Here is a 13,764-nt window from a genome sequence, read left to right on the forward strand (position 1 = left end):
CCAAAAGCCGCGAACAGTTGGCGCTGAAAACCAGCTCGCGAAACAGTATAGGCCGATGTCAAACTCAAACCGCGAGAAGCATTCGGCATCCTTGCAAAGGTGGACCGACGGCCAGCGCATGCGATGCGGGGACTCGCTGGGCAAGTCAACACGGTTCAGCCACGCAACAAAGGTGGACCCCGGGGTATGAAGGCGGGCGCTGCATCACCTGCTGCTCCGGATGCCGTCGCTCGCCCGGCGGAGACAATTCCGACGCTGTCGCGGGCCGCGCAGCCTTCAATCCAAATGATGCCGGGAGCGGCCGCCAGGCCCGCTCTCGCCGACGCACTGGTCAAGGCTGCGCCGACAGGCGATTTCAATCTTGCCCGAGACCTGGGCGTGTTCACGCGTATTCGCGCCGAAGGGGGACGGCGCGTGATGGCGATCTTCGTAGCCTCGACTGTCGTCACCATTGCCAACATGTTTGGACAAGTCCAGCTCAATGATTGGAACGGCCGGTTCTTCGACGCCGTCGGGCGCAAGGATCTGTCGGGTTTCGTTCACGATCTCCAGACGTTCGTTGTCATCATCGCTGTCTTGTTGGCGCTTACGGTCGCAAACACTTTTCTCCAGGAGCGCCTGAAGTTTCGGCTGCGCGAATGGATCACCCGTCATCTCCTGGCCGAGTGGCTCAAGCCGCTGCGCGTCTATCAGCTCGGCTTTGCCGGCGAGTATGGTCACAACCCGGACCAGCGCATTCAGGAGGATACCCGTCTTTTGGGCGACTACACCGCCGACCTCGGCTGCGGCATGGTCTATTCCTTGCTCCAGCTCATAGCTTTCGTCGGCATGCTCTGGACTCTCTCGGCGCAGGTCACGTTCCAGGTCGCAGGCCATGACATCGCCATTCCCGGCTACATGGTCTGGTGTGCGCTCGCTTATGCCTCGATTGGCTCCGCTCTGACCTGGATCGTGGGGCGGCCGCTGATAGCCCTGAACGGCGAGCGATACGCACGTGAGGCGGAATTCCGCTTTGCGCTCGTTCGGGTCAACGAGTCCGGCGAGAGTATCGCACTGCATGGCGGCGAGCCGGACGAGCGCCGGCATCTCGAGGCCGCGCTGGCGGCCGTCGTGGACACGATGCGACGGATATCCTCTTCGCTCGCTCACCTGACCTGGATCACATCGGGAATCGGCTGGCTGTCGCTCGTCGTTCCGATACTGGTGGCTGCACCAGCCTATTTCGGCGGCAACCTGACCCTGGGCGGCCTGATCATGGTGGCGGGCGCGTTCACCCAGGTACAATTGGCACTGCGGTGGTTCGTCGATAATTTTTCACGGCTCGCCGACTGGCGTGCTGCGGTCCATCGGGTCGCGCGCTTTCGCGAGGCACTCGACAATCTGCCTGCGATCGAACAGGGCGCTGAGGAAATCAAACGCGCGCTGCACCCTGACGGACATCTTGCTTTCGAGGGCGTGCGGATCCTCTTGCCGGATGGGCATATCGTCATCGATGACGCGACGGTCAGCATCACTCCCGGCGAGCGGGTGCTGATCGTCGGCGACACCGGACGAGGAAAATCGACACTGTTTCGCGCCGTGGCGGGCCTCTGGCCGTGGGGTTCCGGGATCATCCTCACGCCTGCGCCCGGCGCCATGGCGTTCCTGCCGCAGCGCCCTTACCTGCCGCTGGGGACGCTCCGAAACGCCTTGAGCTATCCGAGCCCGCCCGACGCCTTCGTTGATGCGGACGTGCGACAAGCCCTGGAGCGGTGCGATCTCGGCGATCTCATTCCCAAGCTCGACAAGACCGAGCGCTGGGACAAGGAACTTTCGCTTGGCGAACAGGAGCGCCTCGCCTTTGCGCGCCTTCTGCTGCACAAGCCGGGATGGGTCTTTCTCGACGAAGCGACAGCCGCGCTCGACGAAGACAGCCAGCGACGGGTCATGCGCCTGTTCGACGATGAGCTGAAGCAGACCACCGTGTTGAGTATTGGTCACCGGCCGGATCTTGCCGTCTACCACACGCGAACGCTTCAGCTTGTTCATGGAGTTGATGGTGATCGCCTCAAGCTCAAACCGCCCCCTGCCCCGCCTCCGTCTCGGCGCTGGCTGCAACGGCTCGACGACTGGCTGCTGACCATCCGGCCATGATGCGGGTGCTGCAGCGAGGCAAGCTCCAGACTATCATCGGGTCAACCTTGTTGACGCGCTCTCTTGCCTGCGAGCTCCGTCATGATGACCGGCCCCTCCTCTTCGAAATAACCCAGCCAATTTGCGCTACATCAAGGCCGTCGCGAGCGCGAGTAGCAGGCTGCTGCTTGATATTTCTCTAACTTGTGGAGAGAGCAGATGAGCCTTCCGAGATTATGGACCACCAGCCAGGAGCCTGCATTCGACCCCTTCAGGGCCATGCGGCGTGACGTGGAAAACGCGCTTCGCGCCTTCGATCAGAGGTCGCCCTCGTCCAGCATCGGCGCAGGCGCGCCGGCAGTCAATGTGGCGGAAACCAAGGATGCCTTCGAAGTGACGGCCGAACTTCCCGGCGTGGACGAGAAGGATATCAAGGTCAGCCTGGACGGCAACCAACTGGTCATCGCCGGCGAGAAAAAGGCGGAGAGCACTAAAGAAGAGAAGGACTGGCATGTCGAGGAGCGCAGCTACGGTTCATTCTATCGATCGATGTCTCTGCCTTTCGAGCCGGAGGAGGGAGCCGTCGAAGCTCATTTCGACAAGGGCGTGCTGCATCTGGCTATCAGGAAGCCCGCCAAGGCCGTGAAGACCACCAAGACAATCGATATCAAGACGGGGGCGCCGCCGAGCGCGAGCCCTGCATCGAACAGGGCCGCTGCACCGGGCAAGGCGGCCTAGCCCTGTACAGTCGCTGCAGCAGGTGAGCGCAAGGCCGGCAGGCATATCGCGCTGATGTTCGCTGGCGACGGCGCCTCGCCAAAGGTGGAAGCGAGCGAGGATACGGACCTTGTCGTCTTTCTGGTCGACCGTCGCGCGAGATATTCACGTGAGGGAACGATCAGCGGTTGAGGGCGGCCGTGACTGGAATCTCGGCGGCTGCGCGATTTAGCGCAGCGGCAGCAAATCGAGCTGGCTCTGCGCCTTCTTGACGACCGATGCGAACCAGCTCTGGCTTGGTGCTTGCTTGGCGAAGCACGCCGTGAAGGCCGTCATGGCATTGTCTTCGCGGGTCATGTCGCCGCGCGGGTCCTTCTTCTCGATGGGCTTGGCCATCATCTGCGTCCAGACCTTCTCGCAGGCCGGGATCGTGGCCGTCTTCACGGCGTCGCTTGCGGCGAGGAACAAGACCTTCTCGCCCTGGATCGCGACGACGTCGATTTCGGCGGGAGGTCCCTTCAGATCGCCGTTGCCGCGGACACCGAGCACGGCGACGGCGGCAGTCGCGTTTGCGGGCTTGGTGATCGGCAGCTCCGCATATTTGGCGAAGGCCGCATCCTGGATCGCATAATAGTAGAAGCGATCCGACTTGAAAGCGGCGCCTATCTCCTGCGGCATGCCGTCCTCGCGGTGCTCGCGCAGCCAGTGCTTGAGCAGCGTGGAGGTGGTCACGACGGCCTGCATCCTGTCGCCTTCGGAGGCGAAGCCGAGGCCGTCGAGATGGCCGAAGCCCGAATCGCCCTTGAACAGCGTGTCGGCGTTCGACTTGCCGTCCGCCGGAAGCCCCTTGATCGTGACGGGTCCCACGAAGCCTCGCAGCACGCCGGTCAACTCCTTGAGCGCCGCATCGTGCTGCTTATAGGTCTCGTCATTCTCCTTGGCTTTCGAGAATTTTGCGATGTAGCGATCGCGCAGGTCGAGATAGTGCTGCTCGGGCTGGGCCGCATTTGCACTGGTGGCCAGGACGAGCAGGCAGACTAAGGCAAGGCACTTCATAGCGATCCCGGGAGGCACGAGTTGTCTTCTGTCTTTGTGCCTCTGTTTCACGGGAAGGTTCATCCGCGGTGAGCTGGCAGGCCGTCATGGGCCCTGCTCGGCCGGCTCCGCGATGGTCAACCGTTCTTCGAATAGACCGTTTCGCGATGAACTTCCCGACCGTTCTCGTCGATGACGACGATCCGGAGATCTGGATGTCCTCCCGGCCTTTTCGTGCGAACGTCTTCCGCCAGGCTCTTGCTGTAAGCAATGGCAGCGCCATCGCTTCCAAACTCCAGACCTGACCTGTCCCGAGCCGCAACGCCGTCCTTCATGTCGAAATAGTAAGTGCGCATCAGCATCCTCTCACGTCCACCTGTCCTGGAGTGCTTGGCCATCCTGTCGGAGAGGAAGGCAAACAGGGGCACAACGCCCTGGGGGGACGTAACTGCAAATCGGTTAAACACGCCGCGAGGCTAGCGAAGGTTCCCAAGGGCGGTTTGATTCCGATCAAACTCTGCTGTCGTGGCCCAGGCCTCGGCTCGAAGCCGAGCGCCCTACTCGGCCGGCGTCAGTTGCTGCCGGCTCGGGCGCATCGCCGCGGTCTCGCGCACGCGGACGCGGGCGCGGCGCTTGCGCCACCAGATCACGACGCCGGTGACCGAGAGCGCCGCCACCACCAGTCCCATGATCGAGATCAGAATGCGGCCGAACAGCCCGACGATGCGGCCCGAATGCAGCGGAAACTGCGCCTGCACGAAGATGTCGGCGGCGGTACCGACCCAGGGCAGCCGCTCGCCGATCGGGCGGCCGTCCTCGCTGTCGTAATAGAGCTGCGCCGGGCCGACGCCGCCGGCGCCGTGGTCGTCGCCGGGGTGGAAGAACGCGGCGGCATAGACGCCATGGGCCGGCCCGTAATTGATCGAGCCGACCGGGATCGTCCAGCCTCGCGCCTTGCCGTCCGCGGCGGCGCGCGCGGCGATGTCGGCGAAGGTCACCTTTGGCTCGATGGGGTCGTCGAGATCGCGATACGGCCGCTGCTCATAGGGCGTCGGCGTGTAGTTCGACACCATCTTCATCAGCGGCGAGAACACCTCGAAATAGAGGTTCAGCGAGAAAGCCGTGAAGGCGATGATGAACAATACGCCCCAGGTCCACAGGCTGAAGGCGCGGTGGATGTCGAAATTGATCCGGTAGGCACTGCCCGAGGTCTTGATGGTCCAGGCCGGCGCCCAGCGGGCCCAAAAACCTCGGTCGAGCTGGCGCGTGACCGCGGGCGCCCGCGCGGCCCTGGCGCGCCGCCGCGAGGGCAGCGTCAGGTAGAAGCCGACGAAGCAATCGATGGTCCAGATGATGGCGATGATTCCAAGCAGACGCATGCCCCAGCGGTCGCTGCCCCAGAACTCCGGGATATGCATCGTGTAGTGCAGCTTGTAGAGGAACGAGACGAAGTTCTCGCGCGTCACCGGCCAAACCGCGCCCCAATAGCGCCGGCCCAGCTCCGCGCCGGTGTTGGGATCGAGGAAGACCTGATTGTAGTCGAGGGCGTAGCGCTTGCCGGTTGCGGGATCGATCCGCGGCATGACGAAGAACCACAGCGAGTGGCCCTCCTCCGGCGTCATGAAGAGGTAGACGACGCGTGCGCGGGGATCGCGCTGCTCGATCGTCCTGGCAAGCTCGATCGACGGGATCGCCGGGCCTTTGCTGCTGACGTCGAACAGATGGCTGTTCAGGACGTCGTCGATCTCATGGTCCCAGGAGATGACCGCGCCGGTGATGCCGGAGAAGAACAGGAATCCGGCCGTGAGCAATCCCGCCCAGCGATGCAGACTGCCGAATATCGCTCTCATCGAAGACTTCCATCAAGCGGGTCCGGCCGCCATCACTGCCGGCTTTGCCGGTATCGTTTTTGATGTCTCGCCGTAACGCAGCCGATTTCGGAGCGCGATAGGAACCGCGTTAGAATTTCTCCAGACGCGTGCACAGCGCATGCGGCGAATGCGCCCAGTCACGTTGTGGATTTGGAATGTTTCCAGATGGACAAGAACCTGCTTGTCCGCGACGTCTCGAAAGCGGCGTCAGCGATACCGCAGCCGGCGGTTGACCCGGCGCGCAAGATAATCGCCGGCGCTCTGGACGAGCTGCACCGGCGCGATCAGCACCACGACGACGGCGAGCATCATGACGGCGGTCGACGCGAACGCCGTCCACATCACATAGGTGCCGATCCTGCCGGCGGTCCGCCCCGGTTCGGAGCCGTAGATGCGCGGGGTGTTGTTGATGATGGGATAGACGATGCCGCCACTGCGCGCGGTGTTGGACGGCGTCGCCGGCGCGAGCAGGAAGTCCGACATCGCGACCGCATAGCCGAAGCCGAGCGTGTTCCGCCCGAGCTTCTGCACCAGCACGAGCGCAATGCGCCGGCCAATCAGGCTCTTGCGATAGCCGATCGAGAACACGAAGGCGCCGACGATCACCAGACCGTGCTCTCGGCAAAGCCCGCCAGCATCCAGCGCAGCGACTTGGTCGGGTCGGGGTCGATGTAGCCGCTGATGCCGGCGACCGTGAGCCCGATCAGGCCGACCGCGCCGACCGGCATCGATTCCAGGATCAGCCCGGTGATGACGGCCGCGAACACCGCAAAATAGTGCCACTGATTGACGTTGAGCCCCGATGGCACCGGCCACAGATAGATCGCCAGCCACACCACGAGCGGCGCGATCAGCTTCCAGCTAAATCCTTTCGCCTCAGGCGTCTGAGAACTGGCTGTCATGAGCCCTCCCCCGATTGTCATCGTGTCCTGCCGGCCCGTTGACCGAGCCGCTCTTGTCCGAGCGCGGCGTATACGGACCGTCCGCGGCCCGATCAATGGCTTGACCTTGCGTTCTACCGCCCCTTGAACCGCGGCTTGCGGCGGGCCAGGAACGCCTCGACGCCCTCCTTGTGGTCCTCGGTGAGGCTCGCCAGCGCGAACTGGTCGACGTCCATGTGGCTGGCGAGATCGTCCAGCGCATGCGCGAGCCGGTTGACGGTCAGCTTGGTCATGGCGACCGAAAGCGGCGGCTGCGCGGCAACCTTGCGGGCAAGCTCCATGGCGGCATCGAACGCATGGCCGGGGTCGGTCACCTGCTCCACCAGGCCCCATTCATAGGCCTCGTCGGCGCTGATACGCTGGTCGGCCAAAATCACCGCCTGCTTGGTCCGGGCCGGCCCGATCAAATGCAGCATGCGCGGAATGCTCTGCCAGCTCATGTTCATGCCGAGCCCGATCTCGGGCACGCGCAGATGGGCATCGTGCCCCATCACGCGGAAGTCGAGCGCCACCGCGAGCGCCACGCCGCCGCCGACACAGAAGCCCTCGATGGCCGCGATCGTGATCTGCTCCATCTCCTGCCAGGCATGGGTAAGTCGCGGCCCGAGCTTGAGGTGCCGCCGCAGCGTGCCGAGGTCCATGTCCTTGCGCGAGCGTCCTTCGGCATCCTTGAGGTCGAAGCCGGCGCTGAACGCGGCGGCGCTGCCCGTCAGCACCACGACGGACGTCGCGGCATCATCCTCGAAGCTGCGCGCCGCCGCGGTCAGCTGGCGCAGCGCCTCCGGCGACAGCGCGTTGATGCCGTCGCCACGGTCGAAGCGCACGACCGCGATCCGTCCCTCCGGCCCGAGGCCTTTCTCGATCTTCACATAGTCGGTCAACGCAACCTCCCTGGTCTTGTTGTTCTTTATGCTAGAGATGACCGGTGCGGTGATGCTCGGGCTGTGCCCCGGGTACCGGAAACCGGATCGTGGTGCCGACGGTGATCCAGTTGGCGTTCTCGCCGGTAATGTTGCGGCCGTAGATCACGTCGACGGAGAATATCTCGTTCGGCCGGTAGCGCACGCCGGTCTGGAAGCGCGGCTGCACCACGCTCGCGATCTCGGAGGCGCCGGCCTGACCGTATGCCTCGATCGTCCATTGCAAGGTGTCGGTGAATTTCCAGTCGAAGCCGATGCCGTAGGTCAGATAATGGCGGTCGACCGTGCGATCCCAGAGCCAGCCGCCATTGACGTTGATGCGCATGGTCTCGGACAGGCGGTAGGTCGCGGGGATGACGACAAAGGCGGACAGGGCATCGCCGGTCGCCGCGTCGAATGATCCGCCGCCATACGCCGACAATCCCCACCGGCCTATTCCGGTCGGGATGAAATTCGTCTTGGCTTTTGGGGCGACCGTCGTGCTCCAGTCGCCGTCGCTGCGGGCCCGGATCGTCTGCAGGCTCAGCTCGATCGGCCTGAAGGGATCGACGACGCAGGAGGGATTGGCGACAGCGGAAAAATCCGTGTTAGTCGCCGCCGACATCCAGCTTTCCACCTTGCAGGAGCCGACCTCGGAGATATCGGCGGCATCCACCGCATAGGCGCCATTCGCGGCGCGCGCATCCTGCGCCGCGAGTGCGACAAGAGCCGCGATTGCGGCGGCCATTCCGGTTCGTGCAGCCCAGCCCATGGCGCGATGTTAGCAGAGTCTTCGCCTCGACAACGCCCGGATTCTGGGACTATCTTCACCCCCATGAGCGAGCATCATCACCACCACGATCACGATCATTCCGAGCTGTCCGAGACCGAGCTGCGCGTGCGCGCGCTCGAGACGATCCTGACCGAAAAAGGCTATGTCGAGCCGGCCGCGCTCGACGCCATCATCCAGGCCTACGAGACCAAGATCGGCCCGCATAACGGCGCGCGGGTCGTCGCCAAGGCCTGGACCGATCCGGCCTTCAAGACGGCGCTGCTTGAAGACGGCAGCAAGGCGATCGGCACGCTCGGCCATGTCAGCCGCGTCGGCGACCATCTCGTCGTGGTCGAGAACACGCCGCAGCGGCACAACATGGTCGTGTGCACGCTGTGCTCCTGCTACCCCTGGGAGATGCTCGGTCTGCCGCCGGTCTGGTACAAGGCCGCGCCCTACCGCTCGCGCGCGGTGAAGGACCCGCGTGGCGTGCTCGCCGATTTCGACGTCACGCTGCCCAACGACATGGAAATCCGGGTCTGGGATTCGACAGCCGAGACGCGCTTCCTCGTGCTGCCGATGCGGCCCGAGGGCACCGAAGGCTGGAGCGAAGAACAGCTCGCCGAGCTGGTCACGCGCGATTCCATGATCGGCACCGGCTTTCCCAAGACGCCCGGAGCGCCGTCATGAACGGCGTGCACGACATGGGCGGCATGGACGGCTTCGGCAAGGTCGAGCCGGAGTCGAACGAGCCGATGTTTCACGAGGAATGGGAGTCGCGCGTCCTCGCCATGGTGCGCGCGATGGGCGCGGCCGGCGCTTTTAACATCGACACCTCGCGCTTCTATCGCGAGACGCTGCCGCCGGATGTGTATCTGTCGAGCTCCTACTACAAGAAATGGTTTCTCGGGCTCGAGGAGATGCTGATCGAGAAGGGCTACCTCACGAGAGAGGAGGTCGCCGCCGGGCATGCGATTCAACCGGCAAAAGCGCTCATGCACGGCAAGTTCGATCTCGGCCAGGTCGAGCGCATCATGGTGCGCGGCAAGTTCGCCCGCACGGCGCCTGCGCCCGCAAAATTCAACATCGGCGACCGCGTGCGCGCCAGGAACATCCATCCGACCACGCACACCCGGCTGCCGCGCTATGTGCGCGGCCATGTGGGCGTCGTCGAGCTGAACCATGGCTGCCACGTGTTTCCGGATTCGGCGGCGATGGAGCTCGGCGAGAATCCGCAGTGGCTCTACACGGTCGTATTCGAAGGCAGCGATCTCTGGGGCGCGGACGGTGACCCGACCTCGAAGGTGTCGATCGACGCGTTCGAGCCGTATCTGGACCCGGCGTAATGAGTGGTAGCGCTGCTGCCGCCGCGACAGCGGCGATCCCGAGCATTCCGCGCGACGAAGAAGGCCCGGTGTTCCGCGCGCCCTGGGAGGCGCACGCCTTCGCGATGGCCGTGAGCCTGCACGAGCGCGGCGTGTTCACGTGGCCCGAATGGGCCGCAGCCCTGGCCTTCGAGATCAAGCGCGCGCAGGCAGCGGGTGATCCCGATACGGGCGAGACCTATTATCTGCACTGGCTCGCCACGCTGGAGGGTTTAGTCGCCAGCAAGGGCGTCGCCTCGACGGAAACCCTGCATCGCTACCGCGACGCCTGGGACCACGCCGCGGATCGGACGCCGCACGGCGAGCCGATCGAGCTGCGGGACGAGGATTTTCGGTAAGCTCGCGCCACGTTGGTCATTGCGAGGAGCTCTTGCGACGAAGCAATCCAGACTGCCACCGTAGAAGGATACTGGATTGCTTCGCTTCGCTCGCAATGACAGCGCAGATTGGCGCGCTACCTCCCCGCCACGTATTCCCGCCACCCCTTCGCCCGCAGGCTGCATGCCGGGCACTCGCCGCAGCCGTATCCCCACTCATGCTGCGCGCCGCGTTCGCCGAGATAGCAGGTGTGCGACTGCTCGCGGATGAGATCGACCAGCCCCTCGCCGCCGAGGTCATGCGCAAGCTGCCACGTCGCGGCCTTGTCGATCCACATCAAGGGCGTATGCAGCTCGAAGGACCTCGCCATGCCGAGCGAGAGCGCTGCCTGCATCGCGCGGATGGTGTCGTCGCGGCAATCGGGATAGCCGGAATAGTCGGTCTCGCACATGCCGCCGACGATGTCAGTGATGCCGCGCCGGTAGGCCAGCGCCGCGGCGAAGGTCAAGAACACCAGATTGCGGCCGGGCACGAACGTATTCGGCAGGCCGTCTGCGCCCATCGCGATCGCGACGTCGCGCGTCAGCGCCGTCTCTGACACGGCCGCGAGCGTCGGGATCGACAGTGTGTGGCTCTCGCCGAGTCTTGCGGCCCAATCCGCGCGCAGGCTCTTGAGACCGTCGAAAAGCCGCTCACGGCAGTCGAGCTCGACGGCGTGGCGCTGGCCGTAGTCGAATCCCAGCGTTTCCACGCGCGCGAAGCGGCTGAGCGCCCAGGCAAGGCAGGTGGTCGAGTCCTGGCCGCCGGAGAACAGCACCAGCGCGGTTTCGGAGGAAAATGCATCACTCATGGCTCCGCGCTTTAGCATTGCGGAACGTGTCAGCCAATCGGTGGAAATCGGCCTGTTCCGCGTGCCGGCGCTGGGATCGGCCGGCCGCTTTTGGCATAAGGTTGGAGACCCAGGAGACTGCCCCGCAATGACCCCATCCCGCGACATTTCCCGCCTGATCGAGATCATGGCGGCGCTGCGCACGCCGGTGACCGGCTGCCCCTGGGACCTCGAGCAGAATTTTGCGACGATCGCGCCCTACACCATCGAGGAAGCCTATGAGGTGGTCGAGGCCATCAGCCGCGGCGATCTCGACGATTTGCGCGAGGAGCTCGGTGATCTCCTGCTTCAGGTCGTGTTCCACGCCCAGATGGCGTCGGAGCAGAACGCGTTTGCCTTCGGCGACGTCGTCGAGGCCATCACGCGAAAAATGATCCGGCGCCATCCGCATGTCTTCGCCGACAAGGACGGCAACCTCGCCTCCTCCCACGTCAAGGAAGTCTGGGACCGCATCAAGGCCGAGGAAAAGGCCGAGCGCGCCGCACGCCGGCCACCGGAGGAGGCGCCGCCGCATAAATCGCTGCTCTCAGGCGTGAAGGCCGGCCAGCCCGCGTTGACGCGCGCCATGGAGCTGCAGCGCAAGGCCTCGACCGTCGGCTTCGACTGGAACGACCCCCGCGCCGTGCTGGCAAAGATCCGGGAGGAAGCCGACGAGATCGAGGCTGCGCTCGATCGCAACGACAGCGAGGGGCTGGCGGAGGAAACCGGCGACCTGATGTTCGCGCTGGTCAACCTCGCCCGCCATGTCGATGCCGATCCGGAAGCCGCGCTGCGCGCGACGAATGCGAAATTCGAACGGCGGTTTGCGTTCATCGAACGGGCACTGGAAGCGCAGGGACGGACGCTGGAGCAGGCGTCGCTGGCGGAGATGGATGCGTTGTGGAATGCGGCGAAGGCCGGGACCCATAACCCCAAGGAGTAGTTTGGCGAAGACTCGTCGTTCGGTGCTTCTACCAATCGCAATCGATAGATCACGCGGTATTCGTCCCGGCCTGCGCCGGGACGACATCGTTCAGGCCGAAAGACGCGGCACGGCGTCGAAGCGATTGACCACGATATCCCGCTTGGTTTCGTCGACCCGCACGGTCATGTCGAAGCGGCCGTCATGCAGCTCCTTGGCCAGCACCTCGGAATTGCGATGCAGCCAGCTGATGCCGGCGCCGTCGGCGGCGTCGATCGAGAGATCGAGCGTGGTGCGTTTGGCAGCCAGGCGCTCCTCGATCGCGGCGAGCAGCGCGTCGACCCCCTCGCCCGACACGGCCGAGACCAGCATGGCCGGATGATCTTCCGGCCTGCGCGCGGCGATGTTCAACAGCTCTTCGTGCTGCTCGGGGCCGTAACGGTCGATCTTGTTCCAGACCTCGATGATGCGGCCGCTGTCGTCAGGATTGATGCCGAGCTGGCGCAGCACGGCATCGACGTCGCCCTGCTGCGCCTCGGCATCCTCGTGCGAGATGTCGCGCACATGCAGGATGACGTCGGCCTCCAGCACCTCCTCCAGCGTGGCGCGGAAGGCTGCGACGAGCTGCGTCGGCAGGTTCGAGATGAAGCCGACCGTGTCCGACAGCATCGCCTTGCCGCCATGCGGCAAAGTGAGCGCGCGCAAGGTCGGATCGAGCGTGGCGAACAGCATGTCGGCGGCCTGGACGTCGGCGCGGGTCAGGCGGTTGAACAGCGTCGACTTGCCGGCATTGGTGTAGCCGACCAGCGCCACCACGCGATAAGGCACGCGCTGGCGACCGGCGCGGTGCAGGCGCCGCGTCGCCTGCACCTTCTTCAGTTCGCCCTCGAGCTTGGAGATGCGTTCCTGGATCAGGCGGCGATCGGCCTCGATCTGCGTCTCGCCCGGGCCGCCCATGAATCCGAAACCGCCGCGCTGGCGTTCGAGATGGGTCCAAGAGCGCACGAGGCGCGAACGCTGGTAGTTGAGATGCGCGAGCTCGACCTGAAGCGAGCCTTCCTTGGTCTTGGCGCGACGGCCGAAGATTTCGAGGATCAAGCCGGTGCGGTCGAGCACCTTGGCGTGCAATTCCTTCTCGAGATTGCGCTGCTGGATCGGCGCCAGCGCGCAATCCATCACCACGAGCTCGACATCGAGGCTCTTGGCCAGCGCGGCGATCTCCTCGACCTTGCCCTTGCCGATGTAGGTCGCGGGCCTGATCTGGCTGATCGGCGCGATGATGGCATCGGCGATGACGAGATCGATCGCGCGCGCGAGGCCCGCGGCTTCGTCGAGCCGGGCCTCGGCGTTTCGCAGGATATGACTTTCCGATTGCGCGTCGGCACTGCCTGCGCGCACCCGCAAATAGGGGCCGATGACAAGCACCCGCCCCGTTCGCTTTGCCCCTGCCGACTGCGGACGGTCGGCTTCCCCGTCGAAATTCCGGGGTTCCAATCAGATCACTCTCAAGCCGGCTGATCCTCGCCGCCTTCGAACAACTGGATCGGAGCGCCCGGCATGATGGTCGAGATCGCATGCTTGTAGACGAGCTGCGAGTGACCGTCGCGCCGAAGCAGCAAACAGAAATTGTCGAACCAGGTCACGATGCCCTGGAGCTTCACTCCGTTGACCAGAAAGATCGTCAGTGGCGTCTTCGTTTTGCGAACGTGATTGAGGAAGGTGTCCTGTAGGTTTTGTGCGCGGTCTGCCGCCATTGTTTTTTTCTCGCTTTGAGTTTCTTTTTATTGCGCCGGTTGCGGCCCTCTTTTGCTGGAGCCGCTTCCGGTTGCCGTCCTCATGAGATCCCCCTCGGAAGGAACAGCTGTGCGATTAGAGGACAGGTGGACATATTAGGCAAGCCGCTTCACGCGGCAGCCCACGCGGT

General features: G+C 64.3%; 14 protein-coding genes and 2 pseudogenes. 6 read left to right on the forward strand and 10 right to left on the reverse strand.

Annotated elements, in window-relative coordinates:
• Positions 1-186: 186 nt before the first annotated feature.
• Both NR187_RS13390 and NR187_RS13395 read left to right on the forward strand, forming a co-directional pair.
• The gene (locus tag NR187_RS13390) at positions 187-2,133 is read left to right on the forward strand and encodes an ABC transporter ATP-binding protein/permease (RefSeq protein WP_211386478.1); all 1,947 of its coding nucleotides are present in this window, start codon (positions 187-189) and stop codon (positions 2,131-2,133) included.
• Between the two features lie 198 nt (positions 2,134-2,331).
• Positions 2,332-2,850 carry an Hsp20/alpha crystallin family protein gene (locus NR187_RS13395; RefSeq protein WP_211386479.1) on the forward strand — a complete coding sequence of 173 codons (519 nt, stop codon included), beginning with the start codon at positions 2,332-2,334 and terminating at the stop codon, positions 2,848-2,850.
• 207 nt (positions 2,851-3,057) lie between these two features.
• Here NR187_RS13395 and NR187_RS13400 read toward each other — a convergent pair whose 3' ends face one another.
• The 7 genes and pseudogenes from NR187_RS13400 to NR187_RS13430 all read right to left on the reverse strand — a co-directional run bounded on the left by NR187_RS13400 (position 3,058) and on the right by NR187_RS13430 (position 8,347).
• Positions 3,058-3,885, reverse strand: a complete 828-nt coding sequence (locus NR187_RS13400; protein ID WP_256806681.1) for a hypothetical protein — start codon at positions 3,883-3,885, stop codon at positions 3,058-3,060.
• A gap of 116 nt (positions 3,886-4,001) precedes the next feature.
• Positions 4,002-4,220: a hypothetical protein gene (locus NR187_RS13405; RefSeq protein ID WP_256806682.1), complete on the reverse strand. Its 219-nt coding sequence runs from the start codon at positions 4,218-4,220 to the stop codon at positions 4,002-4,004.
• A gap of 201 nt (positions 4,221-4,421) precedes the next feature.
• The gene (gene fsrB, locus NR187_RS13410; protein ID WP_256806683.1) at positions 4,422-5,714 is read right to left on the reverse strand and encodes a siderophore utilization protein FsrB; all 1,293 of its coding nucleotides are present in this window, start codon (positions 5,712-5,714) and stop codon (positions 4,422-4,424) included.
• 228 nt (positions 5,715-5,942) lie between these two features.
• Positions 5,943-6,047, reverse strand: a pseudogene (locus NR187_RS13415) (DL-methionine transporter permease subunit); the annotation flags it as partial.
• Positions 6,048-6,637 (reverse strand): annotated as a pseudogene (locus NR187_RS13420) (anion permease); the annotation flags it as partial. It lies immediately after the preceding pseudogene.
• Between the two features lie 113 nt (positions 6,638-6,750).
• Positions 6,751-7,557 (reverse strand): enoyl-CoA hydratase/isomerase family protein, encoded by an 807-nt coding sequence (locus tag NR187_RS13425; RefSeq protein ID WP_211386483.1) that lies wholly within the window; start codon positions 7,555-7,557, stop codon positions 6,751-6,753.
• A gap of 31 nt (positions 7,558-7,588) precedes the next feature.
• Complete coding sequence (locus tag NR187_RS13430) at positions 7,589-8,347, reverse strand: hypothetical protein (RefSeq protein WP_211386484.1); 759 nt, start codon at positions 8,345-8,347, stop codon at positions 7,589-7,591.
• 63 nt (positions 8,348-8,410) lie between these two features.
• Here NR187_RS13430 and nthA point away from each other — a divergent pair, with 63 nt between their 5' ends.
• The 3 genes from nthA to NR187_RS13445 are packed head-to-tail and all read left to right on the forward strand — an operon-like array spanning position 8,411 to position 10,070.
• Positions 8,411-9,037, forward strand: coding sequence for a nitrile hydratase subunit alpha (gene nthA, locus NR187_RS13435; RefSeq protein WP_256806684.1), 627 nt, complete (start codon positions 8,411-8,413; stop codon positions 9,035-9,037).
• Positions 9,034-9,693 (forward strand): nitrile hydratase subunit beta, encoded by a 660-nt coding sequence (gene nthB / locus NR187_RS13440; protein WP_211386486.1) that lies wholly within the window; start codon positions 9,034-9,036, stop codon positions 9,691-9,693. The genes nthA and nthB overlap by 4 nt, the downstream gene beginning before the upstream one ends.
• Positions 9,693-10,070 carry a nitrile hydratase accessory protein gene (locus tag NR187_RS13445; RefSeq protein ID WP_211386487.1) on the forward strand — a complete coding sequence of 126 codons (378 nt, stop codon included), beginning with the start codon at positions 9,693-9,695 and terminating at the stop codon, positions 10,068-10,070. The genes nthB and NR187_RS13445 overlap by 1 nt, the downstream gene beginning before the upstream one ends.
• Positions 10,071-10,186: 116 nt before the next feature.
• Here the strand turns inward: NR187_RS13445 and queC are convergent, their stop codons facing one another.
• On the reverse strand, positions 10,187-10,900 hold the full coding sequence (gene queC / locus NR187_RS13450) for a 7-cyano-7-deazaguanine synthase QueC (protein WP_211386488.1): 714 nt from the start codon (positions 10,898-10,900) through the stop codon (positions 10,187-10,189).
• A gap of 127 nt (positions 10,901-11,027) precedes the next feature.
• On the opposite strand from queC, the gene mazG reads away from it, so the two are divergent.
• The gene (gene mazG, locus NR187_RS13455) at positions 11,028-11,861 is read left to right on the forward strand and encodes a nucleoside triphosphate pyrophosphohydrolase (protein ID WP_256806685.1); all 834 of its coding nucleotides are present in this window, start codon (positions 11,028-11,030) and stop codon (positions 11,859-11,861) included.
• A 90-nt stretch (positions 11,862-11,951) separates the two neighbouring features.
• On the opposite strand, the gene hflX is transcribed toward mazG, so the two are convergent.
• Both hflX and hfq read right to left on the reverse strand, forming a co-directional pair.
• Positions 11,952-13,334 carry a GTPase HflX gene (gene hflX, locus NR187_RS13460; protein WP_256806686.1) on the reverse strand — a complete coding sequence of 461 codons (1,383 nt, stop codon included), beginning with the start codon at positions 13,332-13,334 and terminating at the stop codon, positions 11,952-11,954.
• An 11-nt stretch (positions 13,335-13,345) separates the two neighbouring features.
• Positions 13,346-13,594 (reverse strand): RNA chaperone Hfq, encoded by a 249-nt coding sequence (gene hfq / locus NR187_RS13465; protein WP_007591126.1) that lies wholly within the window; start codon positions 13,592-13,594, stop codon positions 13,346-13,348.
• Positions 13,595-13,764: the final 170 nt, after the last annotated feature.

Source organism: Bradyrhizobium sp. Bra64, from assembly GCF_024519875.1.
In the GTDB taxonomy this organism is placed as follows: domain Bacteria; phylum Pseudomonadota; class Alphaproteobacteria; order Rhizobiales; family Xanthobacteraceae; genus Bradyrhizobium; species Bradyrhizobium japonicum_G.

What these genes read in the sequence shown, in the direction of transcription:
- nthB (WP_211386486.1), top strand. Translation starts at nt 9,034, where the DNA reads ATGAACGGCGTGCACGACATGGGCGGCATGGACGGCTTCGGCAAGGTC.
- hfq (WP_007591126.1), bottom strand. Translation starts at nt 13,594, where the DNA reads ATGGCGGCAGACCGCGCACAAAACCTACAGGACACCTTCCTCAATCAC.
- NR187_RS13430 (WP_211386484.1), bottom strand. Translation starts at nt 8,347, where the DNA reads ATGGGCTGGGCTGCACGAACCGGAATGGCCGCCGCAATCGCGGCTCTT.
- NR187_RS13395 (WP_211386479.1), top strand. Translation starts at nt 2,332, where the DNA reads ATGAGCCTTCCGAGATTATGGACCACCAGCCAGGAGCCTGCATTCGAC.
- NR187_RS13445 (WP_211386487.1), top strand. Translation starts at nt 9,693, where the DNA reads ATGAGTGGTAGCGCTGCTGCCGCCGCGACAGCGGCGATCCCGAGCATT.
- NR187_RS13405 (WP_256806682.1), bottom strand. Translation starts at nt 4,220, where the DNA reads ATGCGCACTTACTATTTCGACATGAAGGACGGCGTTGCGGCTCGGGAC.
- mazG (WP_256806685.1), top strand. Translation starts at nt 11,028, where the DNA reads ATGACCCCATCCCGCGACATTTCCCGCCTGATCGAGATCATGGCGGCG.
- queC (WP_211386488.1), bottom strand. Translation starts at nt 10,900, where the DNA reads ATGAGTGATGCATTTTCCTCCGAAACCGCGCTGGTGCTGTTCTCCGGC.
- NR187_RS13390 (WP_211386478.1), top strand. Translation starts at nt 187, where the DNA reads ATGAAGGCGGGCGCTGCATCACCTGCTGCTCCGGATGCCGTCGCTCGC.
- NR187_RS13400 (WP_256806681.1), bottom strand. Translation starts at nt 3,885, where the DNA reads ATGAAGTGCCTTGCCTTAGTCTGCCTGCTCGTCCTGGCCACCAGTGCA.
- fsrB (WP_256806683.1), bottom strand. Translation starts at nt 5,714, where the DNA reads ATGAGAGCGATATTCGGCAGTCTGCATCGCTGGGCGGGATTGCTCACG.
- nthA (WP_256806684.1), top strand. Translation starts at nt 8,411, where the DNA reads ATGAGCGAGCATCATCACCACCACGATCACGATCATTCCGAGCTGTCC.